We start from the raw sequence: 18,887 nt of genomic DNA, 5'->3' as shown, positions 1-18,887 counted from the left end.
CCTTTTAATTTTTATTAATGAAACCAGAAATAGTTGCAATTACATTAGAAAAAGCATGCAAACCAATAGTATATGTCGTATTACCACGTGTCATAACAAATAATAGCGGTAATATAATACTAAAACCTAGATAACCAATAATATTATTTCAATCACCATTATCGACAATGTGCATTGCTGGAAAATAAATCATTGAAGCAAGATAACCCAATCAACGATAACGAACAATAGTAAAGGTACCATGACGGTATGATATTTCTTCATTAATTGGGGCAATAAAAATAGTTCCCACTATTAATACAAAAATACCATAAGGACTATTCATTAGTAAATTTAAAACATCTTGATTTTTTGAAGTATTATTATTACCTGCTAACATATTAACTTCACTAAACTTTGGAATTAGATTAAAAGCAATATTTAAAATGCTACCAAGGATAGCAAAAATAGTAATCCAAGTTAATAAATCTAATTTTGCTTCTTTTAATGTCGTAATAATTCTTTCACGTAATGATCGACAAAACATTAATACTAAAATCGAACCTACTAGTTGAAATAATTGTTGAACTAAAAACGCAGTAGCAAGCGAAGTAACATCATTATTTTTACCACTAATAACTTTTGTGGCAACAAAAAATAAATAAACAAATATCACACTGAAAAAACCAAAAATACTATGGCTATAAGCAGCCCAACCACCTTTCTTGACCATAGTTTCATAATCAAGACCAAGTGAAACAACTAAAGCAAAAATTGGTAATAAACTAAAAATAAAAATACTAAGAAATGAGCCTTCACTAGTATCTTTAATAGCATAAGTTTTTATAATACTATAAAAAATTGGAATTATAATAAAAGAAACAAGATAAATTATTGTTAAAGTTCAACTTGCTGTTTTAAAATTAAAATTATTATTGTCATCTCAACTAAGAGGTTTTGCAGTAATTTTATCAATCAATCGTTGCTTTTTTGGACTTTTTTCTAAATTATTACTATTAATGTTATCAGTTTGGTTTACATTAATTCTACGTATGATATCATTGTTGTGAGAAACATTAATTTGATTAGATTTTTTATTAAACATATTTAAATATTGTGGCAAGATGATCATTCCTTATTACTAAAATTTAGTATTTATTATTAATTTCAAGTATAACACATAGTGAACTATCTTGTAATACAAAAAATTTGTAATTTTATACTGAAATAGTATAATGTAATGCAATATTTATATATAAAGAGTTTAAAACAGAAAAGGAGGATAGAAAAGAATGCCTAAATACAAGATTAATATTATCGATTTACCATATGCTTATGATGCTTTAGAACCTCATATTTCAGCTGAAACAATGAAACATCATTATGAAGAACTGCATAACAAATATTTAACTTCATTGAAATTAGTAATGGATAAACATCAAAAAGTTTTTTCTGAATATGATCTTGAAACTAAAGGGGAACTAAATCGTTTATTAAGCAATTATTGTAAATTAGAAGATATATGTGAGGATAAGGAAACTTGTAATGTAAAAAAATTACAAAGTAGCATTCGACAATTTGGCGGGGGAGTAATTAATCATAATCTTTTCTTTTCACTATTAGGGAAAAATAAAGGTTTTAATGATAAATCAGCTATTGGTAAAGCAATTATTAATCGTTTTGAATCTTATGAAAAATTTGAAACTGCCTTGACAAAAACTGCCATGGATATTTTTGGAAGTGGTTGAGCGTGATTAGTAATTGACAATAATGGTACATTAAGACTATACAAAACATTTAATCAAGATAATCCATGGTTCTTGAACATGTATCCATTAATTGCCATTGATGTATGAGAACATGCACATTATTTGCAATATAAAAATGATCAAGTGAAATATTTACAAGCATTATTAAAAGTTATCAATTGAGAACAAGTAGATAACAATTATCAAGAATATTTAATTGAAAAAATAAAAAATAAATAAAGAGAACTCAATTGAGTTCTCTTTATTTATTAACATTATCAATATTAAACAAAAGTAAGTTATTTTTTGGAAGAAATAGCAGCAATTCTGGTTTTTTTAATTTCTGCTTTTTTTTCTATTTTAATTTTTTCAACATGTTTTTTAAAGCCACATCGATTACAATTTAACTGAATATTTTTTGCTTCTAAAAACTCGGCAACTAAAATAACTCGACCACAACGATGACAAGCAAAAGCGTTTTCTGGCTTTTGTGCTAAACGAACAGATGCATATGTATCTTTCATAATTTACTCCTAACTGCACTATAAAATCAAAGTAAATATTGATTTTAAATAGTATATTTAAAACTTATTAGGGCTTAATATTAAAAAATGTGTCTATTCATATATAAAAAACCTTTTAAATTAAGCAAACTTAATAGGATTTAAAAAAATAAATATTTAATTAGCCATTATTTTTTAATAATAATTTTATTATAATCTTTTTTTGAAAAAAATGTATATTATTATCTTATTTATTTTATTAAGTTTTCCACATTACGTAACTTTATTATTTTTTTTATAAAACAATATTACCATTAAGATGGTAATTCATTTATAATTAATTATATGTTATTAACAAAGTAATCAGGGGAGCAGTAATATGAGCAACAAAAATAATATTAAAACTGAAATTACGCAACTAAGAAATCAAATTAAGCAATGAAATTATGAATACCATGTCTTAGATGTTCCTACTGTTAGTGATGAGATTTATGATAGTGCTTATCAACAATTAATAAAGTTAGAAACCCAATATCCACAATTTAATAGCAATGATTCGCCAACAAAAACAATTGGTAGTAAGCCAAATAATACTTTAGCAAAAATCTTTCATCAACAACCAATGTTAAGCTTAGGTAATGCCTTTAATTATCAAGACTTACTGAAATTTGATCAACAAATTAAAAAAACATTAGGTGAAAATAATATTGAATATGTTTGTGAATTAAAAATTGATGGTTTATCAATTTCTATAATTTATGAAAAAGGAAAATTAAAAACAGCTGCTACTAGAGGTGATGGCATTGCTGGTGAAGATATCACCAATAATATTTTAACAATTAAAACAATACCAAAAATAATAGCTTTGACATCTAACTTCGAAGTAAGAGGAGAAATATATTTAAGTAAAGATGAATTTAACCATATTAACGAAAAGCAAAAACAACAAAACTTACCACTTTTTGCCAATCCACGCAATGCTGCTGCTGGTACTATTCGCCAACTTGATATTAATATTGTCAAGTCGCGAAAACTAGATGCTTTTCTTTATTATTATATTAATGCTACCAATGATAATATTAAAACTCATGACCAAGCATTACTTACTTTACAAAAATATGGTTTCAAAATCAATGAACAGTGACAATTGTGCAAAAATATTGAAGAAGTATGAACTTATATTGCAAAATATGAAAAATTAAGAAATAACTTACCATATGAAATTGATGGTATTGTCATTAAAATCAACGATTTAACTAGTTATGAGCTGTTAGGACGAACTAACAAAGCACCAAAATGAGCAATAGCTTATAAATTCCCAGCTATTACTAGTGTTACTAAACTGTTAGACATTTTTCCAACTGTTGGTAGAACAGGAAAAATTACTTATAATGCCCGATTACAACCAGTAATAATTGCTGGTACTACCATTACTTTTGCTACCCTTCATAATGGTGATTATATTATTAATCGTGATTTACGGATTAATGATTTAGTAAGTGTTAAAAAAGCAGGTGATATTATTCCTGAAGTAATCGCACCAATTATTACTAGTCGCCAAACTAATAATATTGTCTTTAAAAAAGCTAGCCATTGCCCAATTTGTAAAACAAAATTAGAACAAGTGCCACCAGAAGTTGATCAATATTGTATTAATATTGACTGTCCATCACGAATTCTTAAATCATTAATGCATTTTTGTTCACGAAATGCCATGGATATTACTGGTCTAAATGAAAAAATATTATTACGTTTTTTAGATTTAAAATGAATTAAAACTATTAGCGATATTTACAATTTAGTTAATTTACGAAAAGAAATATTATCATTACCTGGTTTTGGTGAAAAATCTTTTACTAATCTTATTAATTCAATTATCCGATCAAAACAAAATTCCTTAGAACGAGTTTTATTTGGTTTAGGGATTCGTCACGTTGGTCAAAAAACAGCAATTATTCTTGCTAAAAAATATTTAACTTTAACTAATTTAATGCAAGCAACATTTGATGATTTAGCTAATACTAATGAAATTGGGCCAACAATCGCCACTAGTATTATTGATTATTTTCTTAATAATACTAACCAACAATTAATTACTAATCTCCAAAATCTTAAACTTAATTTTAACTATTTACATACAAATCAATCACAAGCATTAAATGGCAAAACTTTTGTTTTAACAGGTACTTTAACTAAAAGCCGTAATGAAATCAGTGAATTATTAAGTAACTATGGCGCAAAAATTACTAATATCATTAGTAATAAAACTAATTATTTAATCGTTGGTGAAAACCCAGGAAATAAATTATTACAAGCACGCAAACTTAATGTTAAAATTATTAATGAAGAACAATTACAAAGTTTATTGAAAGAGGTAGCAAAAAATGGATAATGTTGAAAAAAAAATGACAACAAAAATGTTACATGAATTTGCTGAAGAACTAATGTTTAATTTAAGTGAAGAACAATGTGAAAATTTATTGTTAGAATTTAAAGCAATCGCAAAACAAATGGAAATTGTAACAAATATCAATACTCATAGTATTGAACCCTTAAACTACCCATTATCTATTAATAATACTTTTTTAAGAAGTGATAACATTGGTCAACCTTTAACATGTAAAAGTATTTTAAGTATTGCCCCAGAAACTGAAAATAACTATATTAGTATTAACCAGGTGATTAATTATGAAAATTAATTATTATCAACTTTCAATTCGTCAACTTAATGAATTATTAAAAACAAAGGCAATAACCCCCGATCAACTAACTAAATTGGTATATAAACGATTAACACAATTTAAAAAATTAAATGCTATTGTTACTTCATTAGAACAATATGCCATCAAGCAAACAAAATTAATTACCGAAGAGGAAATTAATAATAATTTACTAGCTGCCATTCCATTTGTAACAAAAGACAATATTGCTACTATTAATATTTTAACAACAGGTTCATCTAAAATTCTTGCTAATTTTATTCCTAATTATGATAGCACTGTTAATAAACTATTAACAAATAAGCAAGCAATTAATATTGCTAAAACGGCACTTGATGAATTAGGAATGGGTGGTGATGGTCTACAGGCTGCTACTGGTCATGTTCTAAATCCTTGAAACTTAAAACATATTACTGGTGGTAGTTCTAGTGGTAGTGCTGCTTTAGTTGCCGCAGGAATTGTCCCCTTTGCTTTAGGAACAGATACTGGTGATTCAATCCGTAAACCAGCAGCCTATTGTGGTATTGTTGGATTTAAACCAACATATGGTTTGATTTCACGAAATGGTGTTTTTCCCTATGCCCCTAGTTTAGACACTGTTGGTATTTTTACTAATCACGTTGAAGACATTGCTATTGTTTTAGACACTATTGCTTTACCTGATCAACAAGACTTTACTAGTGTTGAAAGTAAAGAAAAAGACTATACTAAAAACTTAGATGAAAACATAAAAGCTAAAAATATTGCTATTTTAAATTATAATGATTATCAATGAAACGATACCGTTAAATCTAGTTTTGATGAAGCAATAAAACATTTAACTGATGGTGGAGCAAAAATTTATCAAATCGATTTTGATAAACAATTATTACAATCACTATTACCAGTTTATATGATTATTTCTTTTGCTGAAGCAACTAGTTGTCATGCCAATCTAACTGGTATTAATTTTGGGATTCGCAAAAATGGTAAAACTTATCAAGAAGTAATGACCAATTCACGAACAGCAGGTTTTGGTGATATGGTAAAACGCCGATATATTATTGGTGCTTATGCCTTATCTGAAAGTCATCAAGAAGAATTATTTAATAAAGCTAAAAAAGTACGACAACTAATTGTAGAAAAATTAAACGCTATTTTTAAAAAATATGATGCTTTTATTGTAATGCCAACTATTAATCCAGCACCAACAATCAAAGATGTACTAGAACAAAAAAAAGTCATTAAAAGTGAACATGATTATTTAGAAGACTTACTATTACTTGCTAACTTAAATGGTGGACCAAGTATTACTATTCCACTAACTACCTTTAATGGTTTACCGATTGGTTTTTCTATTAATGGTGCTCCCTGCAATGATCAAGTTGTATTAAATATTGCTTGATTCTTAAGTAAAAGAATTAATTTTACTAATAAATTATTAGGTGATGAACATGAATAATAAATATAATGTGGTAATGGGCATTGAAATCCATTGTGAATTGAAAACTAAAACTAAGTGCTTTTCTAATGCTGCTAATACTTTTGGTCAAAAACCAAATAGTCAAGTTAATGCTATTGATTGTGGTTATCCTGGAACTTTACCAACTGTTAATCAAGCTGTCATTGTTATGGCAATTCAAACGTGTACTGCTTTAAAAATGAATATTGATTCATTATTACGTTTTGATCGTAAAAGTTATTTTTATCCTGATTTACCTAAAGGTTATCAAATTACTCAATTTTTTCATCCAATTGGTACGAATGGTGAATTACCAATCATAGTTAATGAGCAACCATTTATTGTTAGTTTTGAACGTTTGCATATTGAAGAAGACACAGCAAAACAAATTCATAGTAATAAAAAAACTTTATTGGATTATAACCGTGCTGGAATTCCGTTATTAGAAATAGTTACTAAACCAATTTTTAGTACTAGTGAACAAGTAGTAACCTATGTTAATACTTTACGACAATTATTAATTCATTTACAAGTTAGTGATGCCAAAATGAATGAAGGTTCATTACGTTGTGATATTAATATCTCACTAAAACGACATGATAGTAATACCTTAGGTACTAAAGTTGAAATTAAAAATTTAAATTCTACACATAATATTATTTTAGCAATCAATGATGAAATTATTCGGCAAACTAATATTTTAAACAACAAACAAAAAGTTAATGCTGAAACTAGAAGATTTGATGAAAAAACTAATAAAACAGTTACCATGCGTAATAAAGAAAATAAAATTGATTATAAATATTTTCCTGAACCAAACATTTTTCCCATTCAACTAGATGATAAATGAATTAAAATGATTGCCAAAAATCTTCCTGAATTACCTAAACAATTAAGGGAAAGATTAGAAAAACAATATAATTTACCACAAAAAGATATTAATTTACTAATTGATAAATTAGAAATGTTAACTATTTTTGAACAAACAGTTAGTATTAATCAATTACCATTACCAACTTTTAATTACCTAGTTGGACCAGTACAAGCTTATTGTAATGCTAATAATATTACGATTAACAACAGTCAACTTACTGCTAATAATTTAGCACAATTAGTTAATTTAGTTTATCACCAAAAAATTAATGATAAACAAAGTAAACAATTATTAAATGCCATTATGGTTAATAATGAAAAAAGTCCGACTGAACTTATTAAAACATTAGGTATCATGTTGGTAAATGATAGTAATGATTTAGAACAAATTTTAATCACAATTTTAAAGGCAAATGAAAATATGATTACTGTTTATCAAAATAATCCAGAAAAAGCAACGAAATTCTTTATGGGTCAATTGATGAAAGTAACAAAAGGACAAGCAAACCCACAACTTGCTACCGAAATATTAAAAAAATTGATTGGCAATTATCGTTAATGCTAATTAATTTTTAATTAAAGTTACGTGTTGCTATATAAGTTCTTAATGACATTGTTAAATTATTAACTAATGTTTTATTTGATAATTCTTGTTTGTATTCAATATTTATTGTTTGATTATTAATATTTTTTTGATTGAAAGTTAATTCATTATTTTTTTGTTGTAATGTTTGGATTTGCTGATAAATTTTAGATTGCTTAATCTCCAAATTAGCAATTTGTTTTGCAAAAGCAATTATTTTTAAGTTTGCTTTTCTTGGAATTTCTAAAAAAAAATTAAAATTAGTAAGCTTATTATTTTTATAATCAAGATTTAATTGTTGTTCTAATTTAATGTTAATGCTTTTAATGCTATTTTTTAATTTTATTTTTTGTTGCTCGATTGAATTATTTTTTTGTTGTAACTGCAGTTGTTGCTTTTGTAAAAATTTTATCTGTCTAGCAAAAATTTCTTTATTTAAAACTTTTATTTTACTATTTATAATTAATAAATTATTTTCTATTACTAGCAATTTATTATTAAAATAACTTCTAAATTTTAATACTTTTGTTAAAATTTTCTCTAAATGCTTTTTAGAAAAATTTTTTTTCTCAATTTTATTATTAATATACAATTTTAACATTTCTATTTTTTTCAGATACTTTTTATTTAATATTGAATAAAAAGTATCTTTTTTCATTTTTAAAGCAATAAAATCTTCGATTATTTTTGGGAAAAAAATATCTGTTAATGCAGTTAATTGCAAATAATATGAATAATTATTAATTTCATCATTTAAGTCCAAAATTAAGGTATTTGTTCAATTTTCAATTATTTTTAGTGCTTCAAATTCTGCTGTTAAAGTCGGCATTTTTTTATTTAAACACTTAATTTTATACTGTGTTCACTTATTATTAATAATATAAATATAATTATTCATTGCTGGTAACTCCTTTTATTTAAATTATTACTATTTAATTGTTACAGAATAAACATTTTGTTTAGATAATGTTTGTTAAAACTTTTGATTTTATTGATAAAATGTTGTTTTCAAAACAAAAATCAATTTACTTTATTAAACTAAAATAATTAATTACAAACTTATATTTAATTTAAAATATGTATAATCTTATGACAATAATAAAATATTAATATTTTAAAAAATTAAAACTATGCTTATAAATTTAACTTTTTTCTATATTAGTGCTTTTCTTCTTTTGGTGTTCTTTTTTACTGCCTTTCTTATTTTTTTTCTTTTTTCTAAATAAATTTCAAAATAAACGTTTTTTCTTGACTATTTTGAGAATTGGATATTCAATTTTTCAATTATTATCACTAATTGAAAAATCATTATAAACAGCATTAATATTTTCATTAGAACTAATAAACAATAATTCATCATTTAACATTAATATTTCATTTCTGTTAGGAATAATAACTTTACCATGACGTTTAATAGCCACCAAGTTAATTTTATAATTACTAGGAATTTTTAAAGTTTCTAATTTTTTATTAGTAAATCTAGTATTTTTAACAATTACATTAGCAATTGAGTAATCTTCATCAACAGTAGTTAAATCAACTCCTAATTTTCAAATCGCACGGTATGCAGCTTTTTTACCAGCTTCAGTTTCAGATAAAATAATATTTGTAATTCCAATTGCTTCTAAAATCAATTGGTGAGTACTATCAACAGCTTTTGCAATAAGATTAAGCGATGATAAGGTATTGTGTTCACGATGAATTGCCAAAATATGAACGGCAGTAACAATTGAAGCTGCTAAATCAGAACCAATGGCAATAATAATATTTTGTACTTTATGGATTCCAGCATCATCTAATGCCTCACGATTAGTTGCATCTAAAATTAAAGTCTCAGAAGCAATTGATGAAACTAATTGGCAACGTTCTTCTCTTCTATCAATTGCTAATGTAACTTTACCTAATTCTTCTAATGTTTTAACAACTGAAATTCCAAATTTACCTAAACCAATGACACAAAAATCATTTTCTGATGAAGACATCTTATCCTACTTCCTTAAATAATATTTATTAAATATGTATCTATTATACTAAATTATAAACTAATTCCTAAAATATTAGTATTTTAAATTTAAAACTAATATTTAATAGAAATAATCATAGTATAGTATAATATTAAAAGAAAATATTATTTTAGGAGTTTTTGATGCTATCTAAGGTTAATTATCGTAGCGTAAAAAATATTTTTAAAATTATTTTTGTTGGTAAAACTCGACCACGACAAATGTTTAATTTATATTTTTTTACTTTATTAATAGGGACAATACTGTTAATGACGCCGATTGCCACAACCAAAGGACAATGAAATTTTTTACCTGCGCTTTTTACTGCCAGTAGTGCTTTTTCTGATACTGGTTTAACAGTTAAAAGTACTGCTAATGATTTCACTTTTTTTGGTCAATTTATTATTTTAATTTTAATTAAATTTGGTGGTATTGGTTTAATAACTGTTAAATTAGCAGTACTATCTTTATTTGTTTTTAATCGTCATACTAGTTTAAGAGAAAGATTACTAATGCAAGGTGAACGTGGTTCTAATAAACTTGGAACGACAATTGATGTATTGAAAATTGGCATTATTGTGATGACAATTACTGAATTCTTAGGAGCAATAGTTTTATTCTTATATTTTTACTTTGTTCCCATTTCAGGAATAGAATATGGTTTACACAATAATACCAGCTATGATAATAATTTATTATTATCATTATGAGCAGGAATTTTTCACTCAATTTCTGCTGTTAACAATGCTGGATTTGATATCGTTGGTACAGCTTCGCTAAAACCCTTTCAAAGTGATTATTTTGTACAATGAATTTTTATTATTGAGTTTGTAATTGGTGGTATTGGGTTTCCTGTTTATTATGATTTATACTATTGAATTAAAAATAAAACCCATGGTAAAAAATTTAGATTTAGTTTGTTTAGTAAACTAACATTAATTACATATTTTTTAGTTGCCATTTTAGGTGTTGCTAGTGTCATGTTTATCGAATACTTTTCCCGTGATGTCATAACTCCATCACGACAAAAACCTATCTTTAACAATTTATCAACAGGTGATGCCATTATGGCTGTCTTTTTTAATACGATGTCAACAAGAAATGCTGGATATTATACAGTTGACTTAAATAAATTTCATCTTGCCTCGCAAATGATCCAATCACTAATGATGTGAATCGGTTCTTCACCAGCAAGTACTGCTGGGGGAATTAGAACAACAACTTTAGCAATTATTTTGTTAACAATTTTTAATATTGCTCGTGGTCGCAATCATGTTTTTGTCTTTAAGCGTAAAATTCCTAATCAAACTGTCCGGATGTCATTTATTGTTGGTGCCCTTGGTTTTATCTTAGTTTTCATATCAGTAATGATTATTACTATTGAAAATGTTTTTATTATTAATAATGCTGATATAACCTTTGCGCAAGTAATTTTTGATGTTGCAAGTGCTTTTGGAACAACAGGACTTTCATTATTTGACAATGCTAAATTAGGTATTTTTAGTCAACTTAGTTTAATTTTAATTATGTTTGTGGGACAATTAGGAGTATCAACTACTGTTCTTGCTTGAAGTGATCGTAAATCAAAACCAACAATAAGTAGAGTTGAAGAAAATGTATTAATTGGATAAAGCAAAAAGCGGTGAAGATAGATATGATAAAAATTTTAGATGGTAAAACAATTGCCCAAAAGATTAACGCTAAAATTAAAGCGCAAGTAGCAATCATTACCAATCGTAAACCAAAACTAGCAGTAATTATTGTTGGTGAAGATTTAGCATCACAAACTTATGTCCGTAATAAAATTAAAGCATGTCAAGAATGTGATATTGATGGCCAAGTATTTTCATTAGCAGCAACAATAACAGAAAAAGAAGTAATTAACAAAATCGAACAATTAAATAATGATAATAGCATTGATGGTATTTTAGTACAATTACCACTGCCAAAACATCTCAATAGTCTAGCTGTCATTAATAGTATTGTTATTAATAAAGATGTTGATGGACTAACGAATATTAATGCTGGACGATTATTACAAGGTGATAAGCAAGCAATGCTACCTTGTACTGTCAAAGGTATTTTAGCATTATTAAATTATTATCAAATTCCAATCGTTAGCCAAAATATTACTATCATTAATGATAGTAATATTGTTGGTAAACCTTTAGGTTTACTATTAACTAATATGGGAGCAACTGTTAGTGTTGTTCATAAACTAACTAAAAACTTAGCATTTTATACTAAAGAAGCTGATATTATTTGTAGTGCTACTGGTGTTTATAATATTATTAATAATAAACAAGTTAAACCTGGTGTTATCATTATTGATGTTGCAATTAATTATCAAGGTAAGGAGAAAAAAGTTGTTGGTGATATTGATTTTGCAACAATGAAAAACACAGCAGCGGCAATTACACCAGTGCCAGGTGGTGTCGGACCAATGACAATTGCCATGCTATTAGAAAATTTAATGGCTTGCTATCAATTAAATATCAAAAAAAATATTAAAAAGTAAGTGACAAAAATATGTTTCGATTTACGATATTCATGATCGTTCTAATAACTATCATTTTTGTTATCATTATTAGCAGCAAAATAGTAATTATAAATAAAAAGGTAATAACGACAAAGACAATTTCACAGCATGAAGAAACTTACAAAATCCTACTTTAAGAAAATATTAGTTGATATGCAATGCAACATGTCAATAAAATAAAAGATTATAATTTACATCTTTTATTAAAAAACATTTAAATAATAATTTATATTTTTACTTACATTTTTAATAAAAAAAATTATTTTATATCATTATTTGCTAATACTTCAGGCAAATCAATTCTAAAAAATTTATCTAATTTTTCTCAAGCAACATTACGTTGATCTGCTTCAGTTTCAATTCACTGATCAAAAGCTTCAGCAAATAAATCAAAATGTGATTGACGACCATAATCACTTCTAACAATACCATAAGCGAAAAGTTTTTGATAAATTGGATCATTAATTTTTGTCCCCTTCGCTAACGATGAAATCATATAATTAGTCTCATCGTTTATTTTTTCTTTTTTTTGATTAGTTTTTAATAAATAAGATGACATAAAATAATTATTTCATCATTGATGAGGGTCATTATCAGCAAGTGAATTTATGTTTTTTCTTTGTAGTAGATTTAAACGAATAAAAGAACCTAACGCGTGACCATATTCATGAACAATTGTTCTAATAATACTTTTTGAAGCTTTATAGCCAGCATAATACTCCCTACTTTGTGTTATTGTACTAAGTGAATCTGGATTAATTGCCATTACTTGCACTAACGAATAATTAAATTTTGAATCATAAACAAAATCAGATCTAATAAAACCAAGTAAATCTTTTTTATAAGTTTTAGCCATTTGGTATAAAAGTTTAAGTACATTTTCTTTACCATAAATTTGAACAAAGATATTATAAAAACGAACTAATTTATTTTTAATTTCATTTTTTTCATAATTAGTTATTGATAATGAATTAATTAATCCACTTCAATCAACTTTTGCATAAACTTTACCAAGATATGTTTTATTAAGCTGATTTTGTAAATCAAAAAAATTTACAAAATTATGATAATTATTTGCTAATAAATTAAAGTCATTAATTGATTCTTTTTTTGCTTGATATTGAATTTTTGCTTCTAGGTTAGTAACAAATTTTAATTTTTTACTAGTTTTAGTAAATCATTTTTGCGAACTTTTTACATATCAATCTTTTAAATTTGTGATATCTTCACCAAAAATATTTAAGCGATCACTTGTTATTTTATTTGTTCTTTTACTTAAGTCAGGAACAATAAAATCAGCAGAAATATCTTCTTGATTCTTATCAGCTAGATCATAATTATTATTAGTACATCCTCACTTACAACCAATAACATGCATAATTGTTGCACTAACTAAAACATAATTTAAAAAAATTAGAATTTTTTTCTTCATAATTCTATCTCCTAACAATTATTATTTACATAATTAAAAATTGCCTTTATTATAAATTATTTTTTAATATCTAATTTTTCACTAAATAATAAATTCCTCCTTATATTACATTTTAATTTTATCTGATTTTCGAAATTATATCTTTAATCTTTTATTTTCCCATTAATAATGTTTATCATCACCAAAAATGTCAGAATTATGATTATATTTATTTTAAAAAAAATAATTAATAAAAAAAATATATTAAAAAACTATATTACTTATTGCAAATTACAGTTTTCTTGCATATAATAATTAAGGTTTAGTAAATGCCCGGTTAGCTCAGCGGCAGAGCATTCGACTGTTAATCGAAGTGTCATAGGTTCAAATCCTATACTGGGCGCCATTTTCTAAACTAAACTCTTGTTTTCTACGGCTCGTTGGTGAATTGGTAAACACATAGGATTTTCATTCCTACATTACGGGTTCGATCCCCGTACGAGTCACCATTATTAATATTTAGGCAGCAAGTATTATCATTACTTGTTTTTTATTCCCTAACTGTCTCGTTAGCTCAATTGGCAGAGCATCAGACTCTTAATCTGAGGGTTGTAGGTTCGAGGCCTATACGGGACACCAAAATAATGCGGAATTGGCGAAATCGGCAGACGCACCAGATTTAGGCTCTGGCGCCCACAAAGGCATGAGGGTTCAAGTCCCTTGTTCCGCACCATAATTTTCTTTGATTAACCTTTATCTATTCATTAAAGGTTTTTTATTTTAATTTAATAACTTTTAAACTATAGTAATATATAGTTTTTTTTTATTTTATATTTATAATATTAATAAATAAAATAAAAAAGAAAGCAGGAAATAATTAATGATAAAAATAATTTTTACTGATGTAGATGGAACTTTATTTGATAGTGCTAGCGCTTTAAGTGAAATTAATCTTAATGCTTGTTTAAAAGCACAACAAAGTAATATTAAAGTTGTTATTAATACTGGACGATATGGTGAAAATGCAATTCGTGTTGGCAAAATGATTAATGCTCATCACTATGATGGTTATATCATTGGTAATGATGGGGCTGAAATTTGATCATATAGTAAACAAGAATGAATTTATTTACAACAATTAACGACAACAACAACAATGAAACTTTATCATTGGCTAACAAAATATAACAAAGAAATGATTCTACATTTTAATAGCATTGATAGTTTATATGTTAACCATGCTGCTAATAGTTGAAGCACATGAATTGAGAGTTTACAAATCAAAATTATTAAATTAACTAATAGTCATGATATTAAAATGCCAATCTCAAAAGTTATGGTTATCTTAGAAAAATACTGACATGCAAATGAAATTACAAAATTTATTAATGATTTTGAAACTAATTTTCCAGAATTAACGATTGTTCAATATCATACTAATGTTTTTTCCATTGGTAATAAAAATATTAATAAAGGAACAGCAGTACAATGATTATGTAATTATTTAAATATTAACACCCAAGATGCAGTAACAATTGGTGATGGTTTTAATGATTTATCAATGTTTGAAGTATCTGGTCATCCAATAATAATGGAAAACGCTAATATTGGTTTAAAACCATATGGTAAAATTATTGCACCAAATAATGATGAGCATGGTGTTGCATATATTATTAATAATTATATTTTTAAAAAAACAAAAAACTCAATATTCTAAAATATACTCTTATAGTTTATTAACACATTAATAATTAAAATATATTATAATATATAGTAGTAAAAGAAAAGTGAAAGGAGAAAGGAAATATGAAAGCGAAAAAAACTACTGCTTTTAATGACTTTATGAAGGCTCATATAATAAAAATTAAAACAGAAAATCCGAATATAAAGCATACTGAAGCTTTTGGTAAAGCAGCAGCATTATGAGCTACTGCTAAAGAAAACCCAAAAAATAAATAGATTAAAGATAATTTATGTAAAGAGTTGGCAATTAAGTCTAACTCTTTTTATTAGAAACAAATAACTAAATTTAAAAGGAAAAAATAATGATAAAATATCTATACAAATCATTAATGATAAAGTATAATCAAACTACTTACCTAATAGGGTTATAGAGAAAGGTAAGTTGCAATTTAATAAATAAAAAAAGTTATCTTTTATTAGTAACTTTTTTGTTTTATATTTAAATTAATATTTATATTTTTTTCATTTAAAAATTAATGAATTACCAACAACGGTTATATCAGAAAGTGCCATCGCAATCGCAGCTAACGGTGGAATAATAAAGCCAGCTGCTGCTAATGGAATAATAATAATGTTATAACCAAATGCCCACATAAAATTCAATCAAATATTATTTTTAGTTTTTTTAGTTAAAACAATTGCCTTATAAACAATACTAATATCATTTTCAATAATAGTAATGTCACCAATTTTTTTAGCAATATCACTACCAGTTCCCATGACAATTGCTAAGTCAGATTGTTCTAATGCAATAACATCATTAATACCATCACCAACAAAGGTAACTTTTTTCCCCTTTGCTTGTAAATCAGCAACAATTTGTGACTTACCTTGTGGGGTGACATTGGCAAAATATGTTTCAATAGCAACACGATTGGCAACAGCAAGCGTTTGTCCCTCATTATCACCACTAATTAAAACAACTTCAATTCCTTGTTTCTTAATCTTTTCAATCGTTATTAATGCATTTGCTTGTAATTGATCTTCTAAAATAAAAATATTAGTAATAACTTGATTAATTGCTAATGCTAATACTTTTTGACTAGCAGTAACCGTTTCAAAATCAAATGTTTTTAAAAAAGGACTAAATGGCATTTTTGCCTTTTGTAAATTTTCAAGTGAGGAAATGTGCAAGTTTTCATGTTGATATTTTCCTTTAATACCAAAACCAATTTGTTCTTTAACATCAGTAACTATTAATGGTTTACCAACATCATTAGTTTTAGCATATAAAGTAAATGCTAAAGCCAAAGGATGTGTTGAATATTTTTCAATAGCAATTGCTTTATTAATATGTTTATCTTGACCATAAATCTTAGTAATAGCTAAATTACCTGTCGTTAACGTTCCTGTTTTATCAAAACAAATAGTATCAATTTTAGTAATTTTTTCAAAAGCACTAGCTTTATTATAAATAATTCCTATTTTTGCTGCTTTGTTAATACCAACAGCAACTGCTAATGGTGTGGCAATTCCCAAGGCACAAGGACAAGCAATTATTAACGTGGCAATGGCAATTTCTAACGACTCTTGAACATCATTACCTACTGCCAAAAAACGAATAACAAAGACTAAAATAGCAATTAAAATAACAGTTGGTGTAAATCATCCAGAAATTTTATCAGCTAATTTTTGTAATTTTGGTTTTTGTGACTGGGCATCTTCCACTGCTTTAATAATATTTGCTAATATGGTATCTTTGCCAATTTTAGTTGCTTTCATGCGAAAACTGTCACCAACATTATTAGTGCCACCAATTACAGCATCATTAATTTTTTTGCTAATAACTTGTAATTCACCAGTTAACATTGCTTCATTAATAAACGCTGCTTCACTAATTAATTGACCATCAGTAGGAACATTTTCACCTTTACGAACAACTAAAATATCATTGCATTGCACATCTTCAATGTTAATAAAAATTTCTGTGTTAGTATGATAATCATATTTTAAGATTGATTTTGGTTTTAATGACATTAAACTTTCTAAGCCATTAGTAGCTTTTTTTTGAGCAAGAGCACTAATAAAATCACCAAGTAACACAATCATAATAATAGAAGCACTAACTTCAAAATATAAATGTTCAGTTTTATTAATTATCATTAAGTAAATCGAAAAAATAAAAGCTGTTGTTGTTCCTAACGCTACTAGCGTATGCATACCAGGTCACTTTTGTTTAACTAATTCTCGATAAATACCGCCATAAAACTTACGACCAAAATAAAATTGAATTGGAATCGCCAAAGCAAGTTGCCCATAAGGATTACGTAACATATCAAAAAATGGAGTATTAGGAATCATAATTAATAATAATGGTAGTAATAATATTCAACCAATAATCAGTTCAATTAAATCACGTAACTTGATATTATGCTGATGATGATGTTGTTCAGACATATGAACTTGATGATGTTCGCTATTATGATCATGACTACGATGATGGCTATGACTACGATGATCAACGATAGCATCTTTACTATTAGCTTCATGATTTTTAACACTGTCATTGCCATCATCTTGCTCTTGATCGTTAGTTTCAATTTCAAACTGACAAATATCATATCCTAAACTATGCATTGCTTTTTTAATTTTATTCTCATTTCAACGTTTTGGATCATAACTAAATTGTGCTTTTTTAGTAGCAAAATTAATACTAATAGTAATACCATCTTCTTTAGTAAAATGTCGTTCAATAATACTAGCACAGGAAGTACATGCCACATCTGATAGTACTGCTCTACTAATAACAAGATTATCGCTATTATTTTTATCATTCATAACTAATTTCAACTCCTTATCTTTTAATATTTTATATTTTTTATTAACTATTAACATAAAAATAAATATCTATCAAGCAATACTCATTTTAAAGAATATAAAAACATCAAATCCTCAAACATGATGTTGAGGATTTATTACTTTTATTAAGTAATTTACTTATGATTATATCATAGATTATCTTAAATTTAAAAATTAACCTTAATTAAAACGTGTTCGATAATTAATAATCTTAACTATTTACTTCAGTTGCAAAATTAGTAATATTATAACTCAAACAACGCATTACTTTTTTAATTTTGGTTTCATCTCACAGCTTAGCATCATAGCTAAATTTTACTTTTTTTGTAACAAAATTAACGTTAGCAGCAATACCAGTTTCTTTAGTAAAACGTCGTTCAATAACACTAACACACGAAGCACATGTTACATTAGTTAGTACTGCTGTGCTAATAACAAAATTATTTACACTATTGGTATCATTCATTTTCATTTCATCTCCTTAATTTTACATATTATATATTTTTTATTACTTGCTAATATAAAAATATATGCCTAAGAATATA

The 18,887-nt window shown here is 26.1% G+C and carries 16 protein-coding genes and 4 tRNA genes; 13 read left to right on the top strand and 7 right to left on the bottom strand.

Translation table 4 applies throughout. The features are described from left to right. Positions 1 to 4: 4 nt before the first annotated feature. Complete coding sequence (locus ACQH25_RS03965) at positions 5 to 1,102, bottom strand: CPBP family intramembrane glutamic endopeptidase (RefSeq protein ID WP_425380792.1); 1,098 nt, start codon at positions 1,100 to 1,102, stop codon at positions 5 to 7. A 169-nt stretch (positions 1,103 to 1,271) separates the two neighbouring features. On the opposite strand from ACQH25_RS03965, the gene ACQH25_RS03960 reads away from it, so the two are divergent. Further along, positions 1,272 to 1,967 carry a superoxide dismutase gene (locus ACQH25_RS03960; protein ID WP_425380791.1) on the top strand — a complete coding sequence of 232 codons (696 nt, stop codon included), beginning with the start codon at positions 1,272 to 1,274 and terminating at the stop codon, positions 1,965 to 1,967. A gap of 59 nt (positions 1,968 to 2,026) precedes the next feature. Here ACQH25_RS03960 and ACQH25_RS03955 read toward each other — a convergent pair whose 3' ends face one another. Further along, positions 2,027 to 2,251, bottom strand: a complete 225-nt coding sequence (locus ACQH25_RS03955; protein ID WP_425380790.1) for a hypothetical protein — start codon at positions 2,249 to 2,251, stop codon at positions 2,027 to 2,029. A 358-nt stretch (positions 2,252 to 2,609) separates the two neighbouring features. Between ACQH25_RS03955 and ligA the strand changes: the two genes are divergently transcribed. The 4 genes from ligA to gatB are packed head-to-tail and all read left to right on the top strand — an operon-like array spanning position 2,610 to position 7,823. Continuing rightward, positions 2,610 to 4,622, top strand: coding sequence for an NAD-dependent DNA ligase LigA (gene ligA, locus ACQH25_RS03950; RefSeq protein WP_425380789.1), 2,013 nt, complete (start codon positions 2,610 to 2,612; stop codon positions 4,620 to 4,622). Beyond that, positions 4,615 to 4,929 (top strand): Asp-tRNA(Asn)/Glu-tRNA(Gln) amidotransferase subunit GatC, encoded by a 315-nt coding sequence (gene gatC, locus ACQH25_RS03945; RefSeq protein ID WP_425380788.1) that lies wholly within the window; start codon positions 4,615 to 4,617, stop codon positions 4,927 to 4,929. Before ligA ends, gatC begins: the two co-directional genes overlap by 8 nt. Next, positions 4,919 to 6,391 (top strand): amidase family protein, encoded by a 1,473-nt coding sequence (locus tag ACQH25_RS03940; protein WP_425380787.1) that lies wholly within the window; start codon positions 4,919 to 4,921, stop codon positions 6,389 to 6,391. Before gatC ends, ACQH25_RS03940 begins: the two co-directional genes overlap by 11 nt. Further along, on the top strand, positions 6,384 to 7,823 hold the full coding sequence (gene gatB, locus ACQH25_RS03935; protein ID WP_425380786.1) for an Asp-tRNA(Asn)/Glu-tRNA(Gln) amidotransferase subunit GatB: 1,440 nt from the start codon (positions 6,384 to 6,386) through the stop codon (positions 7,821 to 7,823). Before ACQH25_RS03940 ends, gatB begins: the two co-directional genes overlap by 8 nt. A 13-nt stretch (positions 7,824 to 7,836) precedes the next feature. Here gatB and ACQH25_RS03930 read toward each other — a convergent pair whose 3' ends face one another. After that, positions 7,837 to 8,745 (bottom strand): hypothetical protein, encoded by a 909-nt coding sequence (locus ACQH25_RS03930; protein ID WP_425380785.1) that lies wholly within the window; start codon positions 8,743 to 8,745, stop codon positions 7,837 to 7,839. A gap of 244 nt (positions 8,746 to 8,989) precedes the next feature. Continuing rightward, positions 8,990 to 9,829 carry a potassium channel family protein gene (locus tag ACQH25_RS03925; protein WP_425380784.1) on the bottom strand — a complete coding sequence of 280 codons (840 nt, stop codon included), beginning with the start codon at positions 9,827 to 9,829 and terminating at the stop codon, positions 8,990 to 8,992. Positions 9,830 to 9,993: 164 nt separating this feature from the next. On the opposite strand from ACQH25_RS03925, the gene ACQH25_RS03920 reads away from it, so the two are divergent. Together ACQH25_RS03920 and ACQH25_RS03915 are read left to right on the top strand one after the other, a co-directional pair. After that, positions 9,994 to 11,481: a TrkH family potassium uptake protein gene (locus ACQH25_RS03920; protein WP_425380783.1), complete on the top strand. Its 1,488-nt coding sequence runs from the start codon at positions 9,994 to 9,996 to the stop codon at positions 11,479 to 11,481. A gap of 23 nt (positions 11,482 to 11,504) precedes the next feature. Next, positions 11,505 to 12,368, top strand: a complete 864-nt coding sequence (locus ACQH25_RS03915; protein WP_425380782.1) for a bifunctional 5,10-methylenetetrahydrofolate dehydrogenase/5,10-methenyltetrahydrofolate cyclohydrolase — start codon at positions 11,505 to 11,507, stop codon at positions 12,366 to 12,368. Between the two features lie 280 nt (positions 12,369 to 12,648). Here the strand turns inward: ACQH25_RS03915 and ACQH25_RS03910 are convergent, their stop codons facing one another. Beyond that, a complete protein-coding gene (locus ACQH25_RS03910; RefSeq protein ID WP_425380781.1) occupies positions 12,649 to 13,821 on the bottom strand; it encodes a hypothetical protein in 1,173 nt (390 codons plus the stop codon). Positions 13,822 to 14,131: 310 nt separating this feature from the next. On the opposite strand from ACQH25_RS03910, the gene ACQH25_RS03905 reads away from it, so the two are divergent. From ACQH25_RS03905 to ACQH25_RS03880, 6 genes are all read left to right on the top strand, one after another. Next, positions 14,132 to 14,206 (top strand) — tRNA-Asn (locus tag ACQH25_RS03905). A 28-nt stretch (positions 14,207 to 14,234) separates the two neighbouring features. After that, positions 14,235 to 14,309, top strand: a tRNA-Glu gene (locus tag ACQH25_RS03900). A 54-nt stretch (positions 14,310 to 14,363) separates the two neighbouring features. After that, positions 14,364 to 14,439 (top strand) — tRNA-Lys (locus ACQH25_RS03895). Between the two features lie 7 nt (positions 14,440 to 14,446). After that, a tRNA-Leu gene (locus ACQH25_RS03890) sits at positions 14,447 to 14,533 on the top strand. 147 nt (positions 14,534 to 14,680) lie between these two features. Continuing rightward, the gene (locus ACQH25_RS03885) at positions 14,681 to 15,517 is read left to right on the top strand and encodes a Cof-type HAD-IIB family hydrolase (RefSeq protein ID WP_425380780.1); all 837 of its coding nucleotides are present in this window, start codon (positions 14,681 to 14,683) and stop codon (positions 15,515 to 15,517) included. An 89-nt stretch (positions 15,518 to 15,606) separates the two neighbouring features. After that, complete coding sequence (locus ACQH25_RS03880; protein ID WP_425380779.1) at positions 15,607 to 15,759, top strand: hypothetical protein; 153 nt, start codon at positions 15,607 to 15,609, stop codon at positions 15,757 to 15,759. Between the two features lie 228 nt (positions 15,760 to 15,987). On the opposite strand, the gene ACQH25_RS03875 is transcribed toward ACQH25_RS03880, so the two are convergent. Continuing rightward, complete coding sequence (locus tag ACQH25_RS03875) at positions 15,988 to 18,321, bottom strand: heavy metal translocating P-type ATPase (RefSeq protein WP_425380778.1); 2,334 nt, start codon at positions 18,319 to 18,321, stop codon at positions 15,988 to 15,990. Positions 18,322 to 18,553: 232 nt separating this feature from the next. After that, positions 18,554 to 18,814: a cation transporter gene (locus ACQH25_RS03870; protein ID WP_425380777.1), complete on the bottom strand. Its 261-nt coding sequence runs from the start codon at positions 18,812 to 18,814 to the stop codon at positions 18,554 to 18,556. Positions 18,815 to 18,887: the final 73 nt, after the last annotated feature.

It is taken from the genome of Spiroplasma endosymbiont of Polydrusus pterygomalis (assembly GCF_964030825.1).
Taxonomy (GTDB): Bacteria; Bacillota_I; Bacilli_A; order Mycoplasmatales; family VBWQ01; genus Spiroplasma_E.
Note: the sequence above shows the minus strand (reverse complement) of the source record. Positions and strands in the feature narration are given on the sequence as shown.